We start from the raw sequence: 19,930 nt of genomic DNA, 5'->3' as shown, positions 1-19,930 counted from the left end.
CGTCCAAATCGACGTCCATTTTGCCGTCTGCTCCCACGTAGGCCCTCCGTCTCTCGCGATCGGGGGGATTCTTCGCACATTCACCTCATGCCCCGCACGAGGGGAGCGGCGTGGCGCTTCACCTCGGGTGCTCAACTTAGACTTGAATGCCCTCAAGCGTTGCATACCAGACCGGCATTTCACCATCATTCGCAGCGGCGAGGACCTCGGTAGTCTGCATCTCCAAGCTATCGAGCAGCGGAGTGCCTAAGCCCATCAGGGTATCGCCAACAGCCGAACCGTACACTCCCGATGCATCCATTACTCGTCGCCCTGTGATTCTGAGATTTATCAAAGCCAGTGAGATTGGCCCGGCCGCCTGCTCTAACCGCAACAACGCAGATTCCGTCGCTCCTGAGTACGCCTTCACAACGTGAACGCTCAAGCGATTTAAACTCACACGACCACCGGGTTTGAAACTCGCAAGAGAGCCGTCGACCGCCGTATCTCTGTGAGAAACTGACCACCTTCCAAGGTCACGCTGAGCATCCCTGACCTTTACGGGAAACGGCTCAGCGAAATTCGCAAGCGAGTACGTCTTGATTTGATGGCCATAGGGACCATCATAGCGGACAGATTCGACGTCGACCTCGTCTTGATAACAAGCGTATAGGACGTCGCCAGTCGACAGCAGCTGTTGCGGCACTCCGTCGATGTGGATGTCACTCCCGCTTTCATATGGCAAACGAGTAATCCTGAAAACGGGCGTGCCGTCTGCAGCAAACAGAAATGTTCCAACGTCAAAACACGCCCTGTAGATCTGCGACTTATCATATACTTCGCGTGTGACGCTTATCGTGTTTGAGTTGATAGCTGCAATCGAAATATTCCTGTTGCGATAGGACAATAGATTCTTGCGATGCGAACTGTCCACGTAAAATTTAGGCGCGCCAGCCAGAGCAATGTATCGAGTCCCCCCGCCTTGCCCAACTAGGGCGGATGAATTTGTCTCATCCGAGCCCCTAAATTGCCCACCGTATATAACCAAGCGTTCGATCGGATTGATGTTCATGGATTGCCAAAATTCGCAATCCTGCATTACAATGCTGTGCGTACCGTTGCCCGAAATATGCCTGCGGCCCGTTACGTTGCGATAGCTTATTTGGCTCACAACTTTATCGCTTTCGAGCGTTCCGGCTATTCGAACGCTATTGAACTCCGCAACACCGCCAGTCGAGACGTAGCAGCCCCCCGCAATCGTTACGTTCTCAATTCTTGCAAAGTCGAAACCGGCTATTTGGAGCAGTCCATTCCGGTCGCCTGTGGCACCAGGAGCGGACCAGTTCGGATTCGCATCTATCTCACCATTATGGATTCGTACGGATCGTCCCATCACAAAATCAGCACGGTCAACAGAGAGGACGCGCGGCTTCCCATAGACATTTGTTGTGCCAAAGTCAGGCCATCCGGAGTCGTAGTTATATTTCAATGGTTTGACGAGCTTCACTGTACAGCCATCGACAGACTCTACCTCATTCCATTCAAAGTGCTTTGGACATGGCGGCATGGCGTTGGGGGCGCCAAGACATTCAAAACCATAAATCAGCACGCGCATGCCTCGAGTTAGGTCAGTAGTTCCTGCAGAGACTTCTATCTCTGTCGCGCCTTCAAAAACCGTGTTAATCGTTTCTCCGAAGTTAAATGGGGTTGATTGACCGGCAAACTTTTGGGGACCGTGGGTCTCAAATACCGTTGGAAATGCGAGACCGACATAGTTCGTCAGATAATCCGAGTCTCTTCCGCCCCCCGCTATGTTGCGCAACTTTGCTCCGTTCAGATCGACGTCGAGGTACGGGATGTTGGCCAAGAAGTATGGATTGGTATGGGTATATATTCTTCCCGGAATGCCGACTACCCTGAGTTGACGATGCAACCTGCCAAAATCAGCCATCGCAAACAACGCCTGATTGTCGTTGGCAGATCCGTCACCTACCGCACCAAACATTTCCGGAGCAATGACTCTTTCCGCGATCTCCCACCATGCGCCGTCGCCTGAACGAAATTTTCCCTGATGAGAAGGTTCGGCAATGACTTTCTTGTAGATCGCGGCTCCCCCGTCACCAACGGTTGCATAGCCACTCAGTTGCAGAGCGCCTATTCGGTTGGGCACTGATACCTCTGACATTCCGATATAGGTATCGTACAAAATCGGGACATCACCTCGTATCTTCGCTTCGAGCGCGTGATTGGCAGCGACCGCTTCGGCGGTGGGTGCGAAATGCGCTGGCGCCGAGATGCTCCCGCAAAACACCGCCATTGTCGGCGCGCCCTTTAGAAATGTGCGGCGAGAGGTTTTCGACGCTTTCATACCGAAGACTTTCGATTATGGGTTAACATGCGAATACTTAGAAGGAAACATTGAGTGTACAGGGAACCAAAGCGCCGCTGCCGCAGGCGGCCACCACCAGCTTGAGCTGTCTCGATACGCGTTTTTCTGTTGATCAGATCGTCAAGGTACGTTCTTTGCCGAGATCCGCAACGAAGCGTAGGAGCCGCCGCCAGCGACGGCGAGATGGCGAGATCGCAGGCCTGCACGATCGTCTTCAGCGCGTTTATCTCGTCCGGACTGGGGTCTAGCGTCGCGCCGCCCGCCCATCTTGGCCGGTTCAGCCAACCGATGGCATCGCGACCGCGAATTGGGCGAAGTAGGCCCTTGGCGGCAAGGCCAGCCCGACATTCTTGACCCGCGCGCAGGCAGCCAACAGCCTGGAAACCGGCGCCAGCTTGCCGGCGAGCGAACAAGAGCTGAAATCATGGCCGGTCACGGTGTCGGATCCCCACGCAGGAAGCTGTTGCTCCTGGAGTTTGGCGGACAAATTCTCCAACGTGAGCCCTACCTGCAACATGCTAGTTTACTCGTTCCAGCAGTTCTGGGAGATTCGCCGCAACGTCCAGACGCATGGCTCGAAGTGCTGATCGACCGATCGACCGACTGCGCCAGATCCAGTGCCGCAACCGCGCGTGGGCAGAGATCGAGCAATCCGTATTCGATCACGCGCTCACCCATCTCTGCTAGATGTCGAACGGGGGCTCGCTGCCTTCAAGGCATTCAGGTCTCGTGCGTGGCCATGCCAGTGCCACCACCTGTTCCCCAACGCCCAAAGGGCGTGCTCTAGTCGGGGAGGCCACCGCCGAGCAACGATCGTACTCTCCGCATATCGAGGCACCTGAAGGGCAAGATGCTGCGACCCGCCGCCGTGAGTTTCTGCAGGCGGGTTATTTCGTTGTTCACCCGCTTGGATTCTTTAAATTTCCTTACCCAGAACGCTAACTGCAGGTGCTTCGGCCAAACGTTTGTTTACGAAATCCCAATCCCTAACGAAGCATGCGTTGGACGGGTTCGTAAGAGCCTCATGCGAACGCATTGTTCTCGAGAAAGCATCGTAAAAACCGCGACTAAATCCAAATCTCTCCAGTTTCTTTTCTATCACTGGAGAAAGTGTCTCCAATTCAATCAACTTCAAGGAATCAAGTGCCAATATTGCGTCTGCGCCAGCGATTACGTTTTCTTCGTATCCTTCGACATCGATCTTGATCATCGACGGCCGAGCACCATTGACCACATCGTCCAAGCGCAGCTGTGTAACGACCCTGACATTATCATCAAGCCGGCTCGTCGACACCCTGTTGACCGTGTCCTTTCCCACGGTGAAGCTTACGTCTTTGCGCTGATCACCAACCGCCGCCTCGAACACCTTCACACGGTCTTCAAGGCCGTTAATTTGGATGTTCCTCCTCAGTCGCTGAACAGAGAGAATATCAGGCTCAAACGCCCACGTCTCGGCGCCACACACTCCTGAAGCCAAAACGGTATAACTTCCCACGTTAGCGCCAACGTCCAAGAACAGATCTCCTTGTCTCAGAAAATGCAAAACCAAGGACATGTCATAGAACTCATGCAAGCCCGAATAAATATTCCCAGTTGCGCCTGTCATCCCACGTCGAACCGCAAGCTTCTGACCTGAAATCCAGGGCACAATAACTTCCGCACTCATGCTGCTGCGCAGTTGCCAAGCCAGAAAGCGGAGCCAAGCGCTGTACCTGGCATCTCGGGTCAGAGGATGACTCCGAAAAAACCCATCCAATCTTCGCAGTCTTTCTATCGAGACGTTCATAGGGCCCTCAAATCAAAAGTTCTCTGGCTTTCGCACTCACTGCAGCTAGCTACCGAGCCAACCAGGAACCTTTACGTGCTGAAAAATTCTATGGTCCTGGCCAAGCCTCTATCCAGGTCGACGACGGGTTCCCAATTGAGCAAGGATCTCGCTAACCCGATGTCCGGTTTCCGCTGCCGAGGGTCATCCTGCGGCAACGGCAAAAAAACGAGCTCAGACTTGGAGCCAGTCAACCCTATTACCTTCTTTGCGAGCTCGGCTATGGTAAATTCTACAGGATTTCCCAAGTTAATGGGTCCCGTTACGCTTTCAGGTGTCGCCATAAGGCGTATCATTGCTTCGACCAAATCGTCGACATAGCAGAAAGAACGAGTCTGGGAACCATCGCCAAAAAGGGTGATCGGCTTACCATCTAGAGCTTGGACAATGAAGTTAGAAATGACTCTCCCATCCGCAAAATGCATGCGAGGGCCATAGGTATTGAATATGCGAGCTACCTTGATCGACAAACCGAGTTGCCGGTTGTAGTCAAAAAATAGCGTCTCAGCACACCGCTTGCCTTCGTCATAACAAGAGCGCGGCCCTATTGGATTGACATTTCCCCAATAAGTCTCGAGTTGAGGATGAACACTGGGATCGCCATAAACTTCACTAGTGGATGCCTGAAAGATTTTGCATCGCAGCCGCTTAGCAAGACCCAACATGTTGATTGCGCCATGAACCGAGGTCTTTGTCGTTTGGATTGGGTCATGTTGGTAGTGCACCGGCGATGCCGGGCACGCTAAGTTGTATATCTCGTCGACCTCGACATAAAGAGGCATTGTTATGTCATGACGCATAAATTCAAATAGGGGATTGTGGTGCAGATGTTCGATATTCTTCTTGCTGCCGGTAAAAAGATTGTCAACGCACAGGACTTCATTGCCTTCATGTAGCAGACGATCCACTAAATGAGAGCCCACAAAGCCGGCGCCCCCCGTTACGAGGACTCGTTTCCGACTGCTTCGATTTTCGTTCATAAGAATGGTATCCTTTGCACTTTTCCGACCGTTATTGTGACACCCATGGCATCTCCAATTCCCCGCGGAGCCGGGAAATTGACATCAGTGGCTTCACCGAAGTTTTACCTCGAAGCACGGTCGCAACAATAAGTCGCGCCAGACCTGCAAAACATCAGGCCGTACCGGCGCTTCTCTCATTTTCATCTATTAGGGAACGAATTACTTGAAAATACCAAGCCTTATAGAAACTGTATTCAAATCCAGCTCTGCCGTCAAAAACTCCAAGCTTAATAACATAGGCAAACATGAAATAGGCTAATGGATACCACCATCTTGAAATGTATTTGTACTTTGTACGTTGCCGCTTTGTCAGGTGAGTTGCAGAAGCCAAACCGTCCCGCCGCAACAAAAGCAGCCGGTTAGCTTCCCATTTGGCATACTCCAGATGTCGCTTCAGGAAGTTCTCCAACCCACGAAAGTCATTATGCTCAATTTTCTCATCTATAGTGCCGACTCGACCATTTATAATTGGGTGCTCATGTATCTCCATATCCAATGCACTCCAATTCACTTCTTCAATTCGTTCGTATAGCCCGCAGCCAACCCGGAAAAGCGCCAGCTTTCGCTGCGGCACACCAAAATTGAGCCTTTTATCCAAAAAGAAATTGGAATAATTTAACCAATATCCGTTCGTGTCAGGGTCAGATATTTTTCGCCCGAGCTCATTGCAAAAGTCATCTGAAATGCGCTCGTCCGCATCAAGAAACAAGACCCACGGCGCAATCAGTTTTTGGTTCATTAAAACCCAATTTCGCTTCTTCGGATATTGCCCGTTCCAAACAAATTCGACTACGCGCGCGCCCGCCGACCTCGCAATCTCAACCGTGGCATCTGTGCTCCCAGAGTCCACAACGACAACTTCGGCGAAGCGGCCTAGGCGCGAGAGGCAATCCTCAAGATTGCGCTCTTCGTTTCGGACAGGAACCACCACGCTAATGGGGAAGACTTGCATTTAGGACCTGTCCTTTTTAACATGATTTGGGCCCACGAAATCCGGCTCAGCCTTCGAATGCCGTCGGCCCACCACTCGCGCAGGGTTGCCGACTACAACCGAACCGGCGGCAACCGGACGCATTACCACAGCACGAGCCCCGACGACCGCACCTTCGCCCACTACGACATTTGGGCCGACGAACGCGTCGGCGCAGATCCAAACATTCGAACCAACTCTGATCGGGAGCTTCAGCAACGGCATCGCAGGATCTCGGAAATCGTGTGTTCCCGCGCAGAGATGAGCGCCTTGGGATATCGTTGCATTCTGACCAATTTCGATTTGTCCCAGCGCGTATAGGATCACCCTATCGCCGATGGCCGCGCCCCTCCCAATCTCCAAGTTCCAGGGCATTGTGATTTGAGCGGTGGGGAAGATATGAACTTGGCGTCCGACCCGAGCACCGAAAATACGCAAAAGAAAGACTCGCCAGCGCCAACATATACGTGGCGACAACGTGAACAAAGGTGTCGCAATGGCCCACAGGACTCGCGCGAGTTGTTCGGCCGCGCTCCACTTCCTTGACCTCCTATTCTTTACCACATCTATTTGCATCAAAATCCACTTACACCCTACGGCGCATGAGGTTTACAACTACCGAAAGCTCATTAACTCACTAGTCGGCACGAGTATGATCCTATGCTTCTTTCAGCTTTAGAAATAGCCGGCGAGAGGCACGCTTAATGAAAAGCCTGGCAGGCTCTTCATAAAATAGATAAATCAGTACGGAAAGGGCTATTACGATCGGATAGTACACTACCTTTCCGACAACCTCATTGCTTGCAAACAAGACGTTCCGCAAGCTTGATAGCGGGACGTGCAGAAGATAAATAGCGTAGCTAGCCCCTCCTAGAAGTACTAGTACTCTGCTCCTCAATATGGAAAGCCGGTTCTTGCCTCCCGAGCACGCAATCAGGTATACAATTGGCCCGACAATTAAGACGCTCGCCGTAGGCGCGAAGCTCGATTTGCCCGATGCTAAGACATATACCTCAAGCAGTAAGGCGGCAGCAAGAAGATACGGGGAATATAATCTATATCCCCGGCAAAAAATGATGCCAATACACACTCCATATAGAAACTCTGGATAGCGCAGTAGCGGCAGAGGGAGAAGCTGGATCCTAGCATCCACGACTCCACCAAAGGCGCCCCAGTATCCCGTCGCCGATATGTATACGGCTAACGCTATCATCAAAAGGCTTAGAGCATGGAGCCTTAGTTTCACCAAAATGCCTAGCAGGAACGGAAACGTGAGATAGAAAAAAGCCTCCACGGACAGCGTCCAGGCCGGAAAATTCCAGCTTCTTGCCTCGGATGCCCAATCAATCCATGTTTGTACGAGGATGAACTGTTGCCAGTCGGTAGCCAGGCTAAATTTATCTATGAAGATAGCCGCGAAAAGCGTGGAGCCGAAGTAAACAGGGTATATTCGTGCTACTCTGGCGGAAAAAAAGCTGTAAACAAAATCGTACTCATTGATCTTGCTGTAGTATACGTACGCAAGTATAAATCCAGATAAGACGAAAAAGAAGGAAACGCCTATATATCCGTTTGATATAACATTCTTGATGAAGATTGGCATAAAGCTGGAACTTGCGATGGCGGTCGAACCGGAGTGAAAAAGCACTACCGCCATGGCCGCCACAAAGCGGCAGCTGGTCAAGGAGTCCAGTTGCTCCGCCGATCGTTCGACACTACTCTTTGCAATGATATTATTGCTTCTTTCGTTGTTCATTCTCGATTTTTCTTCCCAAAGCGATGATGCAAAGGACGAGCCACGCGAGTGTAATTCTTTATCTTGGCGGCATTACAAAAGGGTGTTTTGCGCCTTTATGACCTCAAGTCACGACTGCGTTACGTGACCCGGTGGATCACCACCGTCAAGCATCCATTGATAGGTTGCCAGATGCTGTTGGGCGATTTTGCTCCAGGTAAATCTATCTTCCACGAGGCGACGGCCCTTTTCGCCTTGAGAACGCAGATCAGGCTTGGCAAGCGCCGAAGCTACATCTAACGATAGGCGATCTGCAGCCAAGTCGACTTTCATGGCCGCTCCACTCACAAAGCCTTCAGGCAAATTGCATGCTTCGGTCATTAGCACTGGGAGCCGATAAGCCCATGCCTCAAGTACCGACATGGGCAGACCTTCCGAATGCGACGGCAGTATGAAGGCGTCGGCATGACGCAAAGTGGCGTCTTTCTCATCATCAAAGAGAGGCCCTGGCAAGAGCACATCCTTTTGCAGGTCGTATCGCACTAGTGCCGCCCTAAGTCTCGGCTCGTGGCCACCATCGTCCCAACCTGCGATGACTAATCGCCAACTCGCTGCTATTTCCGGCGCTTCCCTCCTCAGCTTTGCCCAAGCGTTGACAAGTTCAAGCACTCCCTTCTTCGGATGAATGCGGCCTAGAAATAGAAGCACGCGGCGCCCATCGTTTGGAAGCCACGGGGGACGCAGCGCTCCGGATTTATGAAGGTCAGCAGGGACAACCACGCCATTTGGGATTATCGCGATCGGATTGCCTAGACCGAAGGCTCTCATGGACTTGGCTTCGGAACGGCTGAGTGCATGTAGACATGCGCTTGATGCGAGATTGCGGTTCTCGTATAGGATTCCGGCAACACGTTTTTTCCACGCAGAGTTCTTCATCGCCCAAGGGTCTAACATCCCCCTTGGCGAAATCATAACCGGACCGCCTGTCCTTTTTCGCCATGCCGAAACTTGCGCGGACATCGCCTTCCAAATGCCATGCTGATGAACAATATTGAAGTCCCCGTTCCGCAATGCCTCACCCAAAGCTGGTGCATAACCCAATGCAAAGGGGCTGGCGGGCTTTGCGGCCAGTGGCTTAATTGGATCCCAGGCGCCAATGTCTTTTGCGGTATGGATATCGGCGGTGCCAAGTACGCTGATCCTGCACCCCAAACTGTGGAGAGCCAGCGCGGATTGACGAACAGAATTGAACAGCCCACCGGCCAACCGAGATAGGCTTCCAGAAACAACGGCCAACGAAACTTCTTCGCTACTCCCAACCCGGGTCTGAGATTTTTCACGCAACGGTATTGATCACCTTTCTAGCCATTTTCTCGAGCAGAATTCGATCCCAAAAATGCAAGCGTCCCTTTCTGGGAGCCGCATTCGCCGCGGCAACCGAAGACTTCAATCCTTCGGCGAATCGATCTGGGCCCCATCGTGCTATCGTGCTCCTAGCGGAGGCTCCAATCGCGATCCGCTCTGCCGGACTCAGCGCGAAGGTTCGAGAAAGCATCTCAGCTATGTTTTGTTTGTCGTGTGGGCTAGCCAAAAAACCATTCTTGCCATGCTCTATTAAAGCCAAACCGGCTCCACTCGAACAAGACACGATGGACGGTATACCTGAAGCCATTGCTTCGTTAACAACAAGGCCCCACTGCTCAACGAAAGGTACGTGTACGAATGCATCGGCGAGACCATAGAATTTCGGCAGGTCTCGGTACTCGCGATAGCCGAATAGATGAATCCGATGGTCCAAGCGAAGCTGGAGAATCTTATCTCGAATTAGATCCACTTGTTCACCGCCTCCCAAAATTACAAGGTCCGGCGGTCTCTGCTCTTCTCTACTTGACGCAATATTATAGGCCTCAATTAAGCCTACAATATTCTTCTTGCGCACAAATCTTGCCGACGCCAGTACATACCTAGCGGGAAGGCCGCACTCAGATCGAATTTTCTTTTCTTCTGAGCGAGCCAGATCTGCTTCGCTAGCAAAATAGGCGTTATCAACTACGTCATAGCCCAGCCGCACACGCTCGAGAGGCATACCAAGCTTAACGATATAATCGCGATGTGTTGGCCCAGCTACAAAAGCTGCGTCACACATTGATACGAAACGCGCCTTCAACATTTCTCGCAGGCGACTTCGAGGCGCATCAAAAGCCTGGCTGTCGGACATAACAACAATCGGAACCGCGCGGGAGCGAGCCCATCTAATAGCGGCAAAGCTCTCCGCGGCCGCCCAGCCAGCGATCACAACCGTTCTTGCATCAATCTCTGACAATGCACCTTGGACCGCATCTATAATGCGTCCATTCGCAATCGCTCGCTCGTACTCTTGCTGGTTTGCGAAAAGCCTCTTCGTTGGAAATGCACCTGAGTCCTTGGCAAGAAGCTCAGAGAACGCGCCTTCATTTGCGGTAGCGACCACCACAAGATCACTGAGGGCGAGAGCCGACGCGCGAAAGCGCGCCATGTGATAATGACTGATCTGGCGGCTGATAATTGCAATCGTCAAGCTTTATACCCTCACCAATGTGCTTCACAGACCCGGCTCTGTGGGCAAACGCGTCTCACCCGATGGTCCTATGATACGGCGCACCTTTGCCGGAGCTCCTGCGATGAGCACACCCGGAGGAAAGTTGCCGCGAACAACACTATTCGCTCCAATTATCGTCCCACTTCCAATCTTGCTTCCTGGACCTATGTATACGCCACGACCAATCCAGACGTTGTCTCCAATAGTAATAGGAGCAACATTGAATCCCTGACCTCGAACACCGGTCTTTGGTGTAAAGCGATGCTCTTGATCGCGAATTGAGACGTATTCTCCAATGGCAACGTTAATTCCGATCTTTATAGATTCACTTGCAACAATGTGACAGCCAGTGTTAATACTTGTGTCATCGCCGATTACGATTTCCGATGCACGACCAACCTGCAAAAACAATCCATGCCCGATCATGCACCGCTTACCAATTCTCACGTTTACATACGGTCGACTTAACCTCAGGCCTCCCCAGAATCTGGACCCAGCTCCTACCTCCCGAAAGAAAAGCGGAGCGGTTGCGCGAAAAAGCAAACCTCTAACCCGCGCCAGAAAGAACATCAGCCCCCCCATTCCGGGCAGATTCATCGAGTAGAGACGCCAAGCGGTCCATGATTGTGTGGGCATTGACGTGCTTGCCCACCCAGCGCGCCGATTCAACAAAGGAAGTTTCGGCCAAGAGTTCGATTGAACCCAAGGCTTCCACCCATGCTTCTGTGCTCGCGCTGTCAATTACACGAACAGTTGGCAGATGAGAAAATATTGTGGCGGTGCGACCCGCTGAGATCAGAAGGGGCGCACCACACGCCAAAGCCTCAAGTCCGGTCGTTTGCCCAGCTGCATGAATATCTCGCAAGGACGGCATCACTGCCACCCTACAAGTCTGATAAAGTCTCAACAGTTCAGCGTACGAAATAGCGGAGACAATTTTTAGATTGCCGCTCACATCACCATATTGCGCGACCAACGAGGGATCGTTCACCAGCCAAACCACAGAATAACCCCGATGCGCCAATGCCACCAGTATCTCTGGGTTGCGATCGTTGCTTCCAGCACAGAAGATGAAATCCTGTCGATGGCGCAATGACCCGTATTTAAAAAACCCGGCATCAATAAACATAGGTAATCGATGAGCTTGTCTTCCGACCAATGCCTGAACTTCCTGTCCCGCAACCTCATCATTTACCAGAACCAAACGAGCGCAAGTTAATACTCTCCGCAGCGCAAGCCGGTGCATAGTTCCGCTTTGTGCGGCCCCCCAATAGAGGTAGACGAGGCGCCCTGAATTGGCACCCCAAAGAGCCGCGGACGTCACATGCCAAGCAAATAGAATTTGTTTTGGATCCCATAAGCTCGCAAATTGGAACGGCGCAATCGCGTTTCCCATTCTCTCTCGTGCAAATTTATCGACTAGCCCATGCCACCTGAGCGGGGTTCTCGACGCCTCGTCGCCTTCCCCAGCTGCTCGATCTGCTCGTTGGCGCTCCAATACCTTGTAAGCTCCACGATCAAGGACGATGCGATCGACCACGGTTTCGGCCTTCATCTAAACATCGCGTCCCTGTGGGCGCTCTGCCAGCGGCGTTTAGCTATGGCTTGGCGGCGACCGACAAACCATACAATCAGCACAGCAAAAGCGGGTAAATACAGAAACAGCGTGATGTTTGCGAGCGATCGCATACACATGTAGACGTACAACCCTACCAAGAGATAAGCGCCAATGCCCATGGGATATTTTAACAACAGTAAGGAACGAAATAGCATGAAATAAAGCAGGAGACCCACAACTGGACCTAATATCACCGTTCCAAAAATGCCAACCGTGGCCACCAGTTCACCAAGGTACAGATTCGTTACATACGAAAGCTTATAGCCCCCCCAGAATGCCTCATCAAACGTTGGCTTCCCAGGCCAGATAGCGCGAGGTATGGGATTAGTCAGGATGATGTAGAAAAACTCGAAAAAGTTCCAAGACTCGCCAGAAATCTCGGACCAATGGAAGGCCTGAAGTGCTCGATAATAGCTGTCGTCCTGATGGTATGTGAATGCAAATTCCCGAGCTTCACTGGTATTAGCGGTCCCATATCCGAATGATCTGAAAAGGTACATCAGCGACGTGAGGGCTGCCACCGAAACAGCTACTATGGCCGTCAGCAAGGCTCGAAAGGCAAAATTCCGATATCGTAGAACCCAAAAGAACCAGAACGCCGTGCAGACCATCACAACCGGTGTCCTCGAGCCATCTGTAATCAAGATGGCCATGCTAGTCAGTAGCAAAACAAAAGATGCGACTATCACAGTCCCACTCTTGGATGCCGAGCCGATGTACGCAAATCCGATAGCCGCAAACGGAAGCAGGCTACGCAGGACCGAGAAAAAGAAGTTCCCCTGTAAGCTCTGGATGTCCCACTCTCGCAGCCCGCGCGGCTGGAGAGACTGTTCGATCACAGTACCGAATGACCACCCGACGCTATTAAGTCGCTTTAGGATCTCAGCCAGCAGCAATCCTGTGCACATAAGAAGAATCATTGATTGCACTTTTCGGCTCATCCTAATTCCAGCCGTGAGTTGCTCGAGTAGCCCTTCATATTTTCGGTTGCTAACAAATGCAGCAGGTACGATCGTTAACGCAAATATCGCCAAAATAATTAGCTGGTAGCTAAAAACGTCGCGAACATCGATCGAGCTTATATTCTGATCGTCATAACCTCGAACTAAGAAATCGCTGAGAAACACGCACAAAATAGCGGTCAAAAAGAAATGTGGGTGAAGAACATTTCGCGCACGAAACCAGCTGAACGTCAGCGCTAAGAACACAAACCCCCAGTGAATAAAATAGTAGAAGCCCGTTTCGCCGTTCATTTCGCTGTCCCACGTTCGCGTACGTGCCTAAAGGAAGGGCTGCACCTCTAATGCGGGTAGGCTCACTGGTTGGCATGCCGGTGCCCAGCGAATCCCACGGATGCAGCAGATGCATGTTTGAGGAGCACCTCAAAATCTGTTCGAATGGCCGGCTCCCGGGCCGCTTTCCTGCCTTGAGGGCAAGCTAAATACTCAGTCGACCAGACGATATTTTCCAGCCCGTCACTGCCTAAACACTCTGCTCTTGACCTCCAACGAAAGGGCGGCAAGGTCCCCCCAGCGTGGAATCAACAGGGACGAGATCGGCATCTTTGTGGCACCTGAAACGGCGTGAGTAACCGAAAACAACCCCGCCGAGGAGGCAAAGACCAGACCCAATGCAATCCCATCCATCCGTCCCCAAAGGGCGGCCGGAATTGCAAATCCGGCGAAGATGGCCGTCATAGTACCGACCGCCGCCGATTGCCTCAAAGTCCGGCCAGTTCCTTTAAGCACCTCTTCAAATGGCCGCATCATACCACGGATGCTAAGTGCCGGGACTAGAATGCAAATGAGCGCAATGGCGGAAGAATACTCTTTGCCATAAAGTACCGGCAGCAGGAAGGGAGATGACGAGACTACGACTAGGCTCAACAATACGTTGACGAGAACTGTCTGTCGGAGTCGCATAGCAAGCCATTTGGGGTCCACCTTGTCTATCGCTCCAAGTGCCGCTAATCGAGAGAAAAACAGAGGTGCTGTCGCTTCGGTCATGATTGTCTGTATCTGCGACATAGCTAGAGCAACAACATAGACACCCATAACGGTTGCACTGAAGAAAATGCTAACAAGCATTCTGTCGGCCAAAGAAGCAATGCCTAAAAGAATTATCGAAAACCCATCCCGCCAGGATCGACGAATGATCTCCCGCCTATCCGGCATCTTCCGGTCAACATCTTTTGTTGAGGCGCGATCTATGACGATTCCTGTACTTACCGCAGCAAACAGAGCGGAGGCAACAAAGGCAACAACGTACGGCAAAGTCGTCCCAAAACCAAGCAACCACATGCTGACGATCGTAAACAGATTTGACGCATTAAAACTAAATCGCGCCCATGAATAGCTCTCCATTCGGCCTCGACCCAGCTCAATCTGGGCTTGGAGACCGTTCCACATGGCAAAAGGAATACCGAGTGCGGCTACCGAAACGCCGGCCAGACTGACCCAGTCTGCGCTACGCAACAACATCGCAAACACTGTGAACGCAGTCATCGTGCAGATGCTCAGCCAGAAGACCAAAACACGACTGTGGCGGTAGATACTATGAGCCGCAGCAGGTTCACGGCCCGCCAACCGCGAAAGATGTATGTGGATCCCAAATAGGCCCACGTTAGCCAAAAAACCAACCCACAGAAGCAAGCTTGCCAAGATTCCACGATCCGCCGGGCCAAGTGCACGAGCTAAAATCACTGAACTCAAGACACTCGACAAAGCCATTACGATGTTTAGCCGCAACAATCGCATTGCGGGGGCGGCAAATCCCTTCGAAACGAGGCGACATAACGTGACCCCGAAACGCAATGGCTCTCGGAAGATCCTCATTACCTCGAGTTCATTCTACAAACTCTATCACTTTGTGAATGTCGCCCGGCAAATTTGGTGAATCGAGTCCTGATAGCGGCAGCGATCGATACTCAGTGGGTTCCGAGGGTTCTAACAGATCGCGCCGCATAAAAGTCAATTCGACTACGAGTGCCATGCCTCCCGGACCGATCTGAGTATGCGTATTTGGGTGAAAATGGACGAGCATCTGTACGTCAGAAATTGCTCTAATGAAGCGCTGGATGCGATCTTCATGGAGGTCAATGTCGTGAAACTCAATTGCGAGCCCGGTGAACAGTTCGCGGCGCCCGACAATCTCGTCCAGGACGCGATATTCCCATCCCTCAATGTCCATCTTCAAAAATATATCTTGCGAAAAACCTGCCATGTCTATTGCGTCGCAAAGGCCAACTCCGCCGGAAGCAGAGAAACCAACCGCCTTTTGTATGTGGCGATTCCCCGGCCTTCCAAAAAAACGCCGGTAGCGCAGAAATCTCATGGCGCGCAGAAGCTTGCTTCGATCAGCCCGCACTATGCCTCGGCTGAGGTTGGCGAAGACCTTACGGGTCCAAAATTTTGCCGTAACGGTGTGATCAAAACACACTACTGGAACGCCGGACTGTTTCGAGAATTCATCTTCGAAATCCCATTCATCCGATAGGCCGAGCGACAATAAAGCATTCGTTGCTGGCATAATACGACCAGGAAGAACATAGCCTCCGTCGTAAACACTGCCAACTCTCACTAGATCCTTCGTAGAGCGCGGTCGAAAGAACGATTGATACAATGCCATTGCCTCACTTTAACCTTCATGTTTAGAGCGAATTAATGCCTTCTGAATTTTTGTCGCAAGGCACGTCTGATATCTTACACCCGCAGGTAGGTGTCTCACGGCTTGAGGAATATAGCGGTGTCCCAGACGCCATTCGTACTCCAGATCTTGCGCCAGCCTTCTAGCGTTCTGTGAACTTCTGGCCAATTTTCCTCCGTATCCGGGCCGTCGGAATAGCTTCTCGATTCCGGCGCCGTCGAAGAGCTCGGCAAGAACCAGTTTACGTTGTCAATCACCAAAATCCCCCCGCGCTTTAGCTTTGGGATCACTCTGTAAGCACAAGTCCCTCTGTAGGCACCATCCACGAGGGCGAAATCGATACTTTCATCACTATAGTTCTGGAGTACCGAGGTATAAGCCTCCGCGTTCGCCTTAATATCAGTCGAATTGTCTTCGACCAAAAGATAGTCTACGTTTTTGACATTCCTGGAGCTCAATGAGTCACGAACTTTCTCATACCATTTACGGTTGTGCTCTACACTTGTAAGTTGGGCCATACGATCAGCAAACCACTTGGTGCTGCGGCCAGAACCAAATTCAACTCCAACATCAGAGGGACGTAAAAGCGTGTCTAATGCGCAGATCGCCGATCTTGTAATCCAAGGATCACTAGGTCTCAGTTTCTGATCGATCGCTAACGCGATTCGATTTGCGATGTATCGCGGCGTCAAATGCGATATTTTCTTCATTGTGGTGCCCTTGACTTGTTCATTTACCTTGTCCTTGGAGTGCGCCTCAGTTTCGTCATTTCGTCCGACCACACGGCGGTGAACAGCCATCCTATTCGCTTGCATTGCGCGAACCGAGGCTCTTGCGTAACGTCCTATTGGGGAGTTTTCCTAAGGAACAATTGCTTCACCTTGCGTAAAGGTTTAGCAACCAGCGCGTAGTCGAAAGAACCTGAACCGAGCCAACGACGGCGAGACTGTAGAGCTTCCAAATTGTGCCCGATGTGCGAGGCAAGGTTTCGCGTGCTGGCCCCGCCAACCATCATGTCCACCAAGACATGGCTAATGGCAGCGCTCCGGAATCCGTGGAGTTCAACTGCTCTCAGCATCCAATCGTAGTCCGATGCTACTTTGAGGTTGAGGTCGAACTCACCGACCGTGTCGGCCACCTTCCGCTTGACGTAGAATGTTGGATGAGCAGGCATCCAACCGGTCCGAAAACCCTTGGCGGGCCTAGGAGCGGCGCGCCAGCGTCGTACGACCCGTTTGTTGAGATGATTTTCAACAAAATCCAGATCGCCATGAACGATGTCGGTATGCTCGAGTCCCGCCGAAACTCGCCTCAGCGCTGTATGATCGTGGAAACAATCATCGGAATTTAGTACGCCTACCGCGTCTCCAGTATAAAGGCTCAGCCCTTTGTTGAGCGCATCGTACATTCCGCTGTCGGGTTCGCTGACCACCCGCATTTGGTCCTGCGGGTAAGACCGGACAATTGACAACGTCTCGTCCGACGAATTGCCGTCAACGATCACTAGTTCCTTGTCGCCATGATCCTGGACCAAGAAGCTATCGATGGTATGCCCGATTGTCGCCGCTGAGTTCCAACAGACGGTCAAGACCGAGATTTTCATGTCCAGGCGGCCCAACCTTCCTTATTGTGCCGCAACACGCATCCGATCTTCGTCAAGGCGCCGGTGCTCGGATTCCCGCTTTACCGTTTCGAGGTCGGACTGGACCATTTCCTGGACCATTGTCGCCAGCGACGTCGTCGCCTTCCACCCGAGAACGCGCTCCGCTTTCGAAGCGTCGCCGATCAGAAGCTCAACTTCGGTCGGTCTGAAATATCGCGGGTCCACCTCGACCAGAACGGCGCCTGATTTTGCGTCGATGCCTTTTTCTTCGATGCCGGAACCAACCCATCGGATCTCGGTCCCGACTTCGTTGAACGCAAGCTCGACAAAGCGGCGGACCGAGTTCTTCACCCCGGTTGCAAGGACATAGTCGTCGGGCACCTCATGCTGGAGAATTCTCCACATGCCTTCGACATAATCGCGGGCGTGCCCCCAATCCCGTTCAGCCGACAGATTGCCGAGGTAGAGCTTGTCCTGAAGGCCGAGGCTTATCGCGGCAGCCGCGCGCGTGATCTTGCGGGTGACGAACGTCTCGCCGCGCATCGGGCTCTCGTGATTGAACAGGATGCCGTTGGAAGCGTGGATATCGTAAGCTTCGCGGTAATTCACGGTGATCCAATACGCATAGATCTTTGCGGCCGCATAGGGCGACCGAGGATAGAAAGGCGTCGTCTCGCGTTGCGGGATCTCCTGCACTTTGCCGTAGAGCTCGGAGGTCGATGCCTGATAGAAACGCGTCTTTTTTGTCAAGCCAAGCAGTCGGATGGCTTCGAGGAGACGCAATGTGCCAATCGCGTCCGCATTCGCCGTATATTCTGCGGTCTCGAAGCTCACCTGGACATGCGATTGTGCGGCTAGATTATAAATCTCGTCGGGCTGCACCTCCTGGACGATGCGGATGAGGTTGGTGGCATCGGTCATGTCGCCATAGTGCAGCGATAGCCTTACGTTCTTTTCATGCGGATCTTGGTAGAGATTGTCGATGCGACCTGTATTAAACGAGGACGAGCGCCGCTTGATGCCATGGACATCGTAGCCCTTTGCCAAGAGAAGTTCCGCCAGATAGGCGCCATCCTGGCCGGTTATGCCGGTAATGAGCGCGACCTTCCTAGTCATTGTGCTTTCTCCGAGATCGAAACGACGGCATTTTCAACGCTGATCAGCGTAACTTTAGACATTGCAAATACCTTTTCAAAAAAGCTGGTGGTTATTCCATCCCGTGAGGCTCGTGAACCGCGGCTTGGGCTGCGTCGACTAGCGATCTTTGTCACCTATCAACGTGCGCCAAATCCCGTCAGCATGGTTCGGATGGTACGAAACACAATCAGCACGTCGAGCCAAGGGGAGAAATTCTTGATGTAGTAGAAGTCGTAGTGAAGTTTTTCCAGAACATCGTCCACGGCCGCAACGTGGCCCTGGTTGACTTGCGCCCATCCGGTAATGCCAGGCCGCACGATGTGCCGGTATCGATAGAACGGCAGCTCCGCTTCGTACCATTTCGAGAGTACGAGTGCTTCCGGCCGCGGACCGATCCAGCTCATCTCGCCGCGCAGGATGTTGAATGCTTGCGGCAACTCGTCGATCCTGGACTTTCTCAAGAATTGGCCCAAGCGGGTTATACGTGCGTCGCCGGCCTTCGTGATAGCCGCTTCCTTCTCGTCGATAACTGCGTCGCCGAGCTTCATCGTTCGAAACTTGTAGACCTCGTAAAGATGGCCTCTGTAGCCCATTCGCTTCTGTCTAAATAGCGAAGGTCCAGGTGAATCGATCTTTACGGCAATCGCCACGAATAACAGCAATGGCGAGAAGACAACGAGCACGAACAATGCAGAAGCCCAGTCTATTGCCTGCTTTGCTTTCAGATATGCTTGATTTGGATTCAAGGAACCCAGGGTATTTTCAGAGAGATGCTCTATCTCTACCCTGCCTGTGAGCGATTCGCTGATTTGCTTGACATGATAGACCGGTGTTCCCGAGAGCGCGCGGTCGGCGATGTATCGCTCCCACTTATCCGAAAGGTCGGCTCGAAGGTCGGCCACCACACCGGTCGCGTACTCGACGACCATGTCGGGTGAATGAATTCTGTGCCAGCTCACACCCGGTATGCTCTCCAGCCTATGGACGTCGCCGCCAGGAATTATCGCCAGCCGGTGTGCATCGAGCCTACGCGTGACCAGGCTCAAGCCAAAATACCACAATGTCGATTGAATGAAGCTCGCTGCAGCCTGGAACCGGCTATAATCGAACCTGAAGAAGAAAATGGTAGCGAACACCAAGCCGTAGGTCAGGGCGAAGGTCGGCAAAATGTAACCAGCCGCTGCGACGCCCGGGAAATTCCCGATGCGCTTGTAAAAGAAATAGCCTGTCGTGTGTGCGATGAATGCTGCAAAAATCGTAACCTGCATGTTCGATGACCAGATTACCCGGGGATCAACCGACATGCGGACCAGCGCCGGCAGCAGAATCGCGAATGTCAATCCGCCAAGCAGTTGAAAGCGCATCCGGAGCAGGAGGTGCCTTCGATTGGGTAAATGGATGGTGGTGGTGTTCAAATTGAATCCCGCGA

The 19,930-nt window shown here is 52.3% G+C and carries 18 protein-coding genes; all 18 read right to left on the bottom strand.

What is annotated here, in order from left to right; genetic code table 11:
* Positions 1-136 precede the first annotated feature (136 nt).
* Positions 137-2,347: a hypothetical protein gene (locus NKJ94_RS21350; protein WP_352527523.1), complete on the bottom strand. Its 2,211-nt coding sequence runs from the start codon at positions 2,345-2,347 to the stop codon at positions 137-139.
* 298 nt (positions 2,348-2,645) lie between these two features.
* Positions 2,646-2,855 carry a hypothetical protein gene (locus NKJ94_RS21345; RefSeq protein ID WP_352527533.1) on the bottom strand — a complete coding sequence of 70 codons (210 nt, stop codon included), beginning with the start codon at positions 2,853-2,855 and terminating at the stop codon, positions 2,646-2,648.
* Positions 2,856-3,284: 429 nt separating this feature from the next.
* Positions 3,285-4,034 carry an FkbM family methyltransferase gene (locus NKJ94_RS21340; RefSeq protein ID WP_352527521.1) on the bottom strand — a complete coding sequence of 250 codons (750 nt, stop codon included), beginning with the start codon at positions 4,032-4,034 and terminating at the stop codon, positions 3,285-3,287.
* A 191-nt stretch (positions 4,035-4,225) separates the two neighbouring features.
* A complete protein-coding gene (locus NKJ94_RS21335; RefSeq protein ID WP_352527519.1) occupies positions 4,226-5,173 on the bottom strand; it encodes a UDP-glucuronic acid decarboxylase family protein in 948 nt (315 codons plus the stop codon).
* 154 nt (positions 5,174-5,327) lie between these two features.
* Positions 5,328-6,167 carry a glycosyltransferase family 2 protein gene (locus tag NKJ94_RS21330; RefSeq protein ID WP_352527517.1) on the bottom strand — a complete coding sequence of 280 codons (840 nt, stop codon included), beginning with the start codon at positions 6,165-6,167 and terminating at the stop codon, positions 5,328-5,330.
* Positions 6,168-6,410: an LbetaH domain-containing protein gene (locus NKJ94_RS21325; RefSeq protein ID WP_352527515.1), complete on the bottom strand. Its 243-nt coding sequence runs from the start codon at positions 6,408-6,410 to the stop codon at positions 6,168-6,170. It lies immediately after the preceding gene.
* Between the two features lie 433 nt (positions 6,411-6,843).
* On the bottom strand, positions 6,844-7,941 hold the full coding sequence (locus tag NKJ94_RS21320) for an acyltransferase family protein (protein WP_352527513.1): 1,098 nt from the start codon (positions 7,939-7,941) through the stop codon (positions 6,844-6,846).
* Positions 7,942-8,049: 108 nt separating this feature from the next.
* Complete coding sequence (locus tag NKJ94_RS21315) at positions 8,050-9,216, bottom strand: glycosyltransferase (RefSeq protein WP_352527512.1); 1,167 nt, start codon at positions 9,214-9,216, stop codon at positions 8,050-8,052.
* A gap of 40 nt (positions 9,217-9,256) precedes the next feature.
* Positions 9,257-10,477 carry a glycosyltransferase gene (locus tag NKJ94_RS21310; RefSeq protein WP_352527510.1) on the bottom strand — a complete coding sequence of 407 codons (1,221 nt, stop codon included), beginning with the start codon at positions 10,475-10,477 and terminating at the stop codon, positions 9,257-9,259.
* 24 nt (positions 10,478-10,501) lie between these two features.
* Positions 10,502-10,924 carry an acyltransferase gene (locus NKJ94_RS21305; RefSeq protein ID WP_352527508.1) on the bottom strand — a complete coding sequence of 141 codons (423 nt, stop codon included), beginning with the start codon at positions 10,922-10,924 and terminating at the stop codon, positions 10,502-10,504.
* Between the two features lie 121 nt (positions 10,925-11,045).
* Positions 11,046-12,053, bottom strand: coding sequence for a glycosyltransferase family protein (locus NKJ94_RS21300; RefSeq protein WP_352527506.1), 1,008 nt, complete (start codon positions 12,051-12,053; stop codon positions 11,046-11,048).
* Positions 12,050-13,369: an O-antigen polymerase gene (locus NKJ94_RS21295; protein ID WP_352527504.1), complete on the bottom strand. Its 1,320-nt coding sequence runs from the start codon at positions 13,367-13,369 to the stop codon at positions 12,050-12,052. Before NKJ94_RS21295 ends, NKJ94_RS21300 begins: the two co-directional genes overlap by 4 nt.
* 222 nt (positions 13,370-13,591) lie before the next feature.
* Positions 13,592-14,620, bottom strand: coding sequence for an MATE family efflux transporter (locus NKJ94_RS21290; protein WP_352527502.1), 1,029 nt, complete (start codon positions 14,618-14,620; stop codon positions 13,592-13,594).
* Between the two features lie 340 nt (positions 14,621-14,960).
* Positions 14,961-15,737, bottom strand: a complete 777-nt coding sequence (locus NKJ94_RS21285) for a class I SAM-dependent methyltransferase (protein ID WP_352527500.1) — start codon at positions 15,735-15,737, stop codon at positions 14,961-14,963.
* A 101-nt stretch (positions 15,738-15,838) separates the two neighbouring features.
* Positions 15,839-16,561, bottom strand: a complete 723-nt coding sequence (locus NKJ94_RS21280; RefSeq protein WP_352527498.1) for an O-methyltransferase — start codon at positions 16,559-16,561, stop codon at positions 15,839-15,841.
* 44 nt (positions 16,562-16,605) lie between these two features.
* Positions 16,606-17,364 carry a glycosyltransferase family 2 protein gene (locus NKJ94_RS21275; protein ID WP_352527496.1) on the bottom strand — a complete coding sequence of 253 codons (759 nt, stop codon included), beginning with the start codon at positions 17,362-17,364 and terminating at the stop codon, positions 16,606-16,608.
* A gap of 21 nt (positions 17,365-17,385) precedes the next feature.
* Positions 17,386-18,480: a GDP-mannose 4,6-dehydratase gene (gene gmd / locus NKJ94_RS21270; RefSeq protein WP_352527494.1), complete on the bottom strand. Its 1,095-nt coding sequence runs from the start codon at positions 18,478-18,480 to the stop codon at positions 17,386-17,388.
* Positions 18,481-18,638: 158 nt separating this feature from the next.
* Entirely contained in the window at positions 18,639-19,916 is a 1,278-nt protein-coding gene (locus NKJ94_RS21265; protein WP_352527492.1) for a sugar transferase, read from the bottom strand.
* Between the last annotated feature and the right edge of the window lie 14 nt (positions 19,917-19,930).

It is taken from the genome of Mesorhizobium sp. M0060 (assembly GCF_040323155.1).
Classification (GTDB): Bacteria; Pseudomonadota; Alphaproteobacteria; order Rhizobiales; family Rhizobiaceae; genus Mesorhizobium.
The sequence above is the reverse complement of the archived record's forward strand: the minus strand, read 5'-3'. Positions and strand labels throughout refer to the sequence as shown.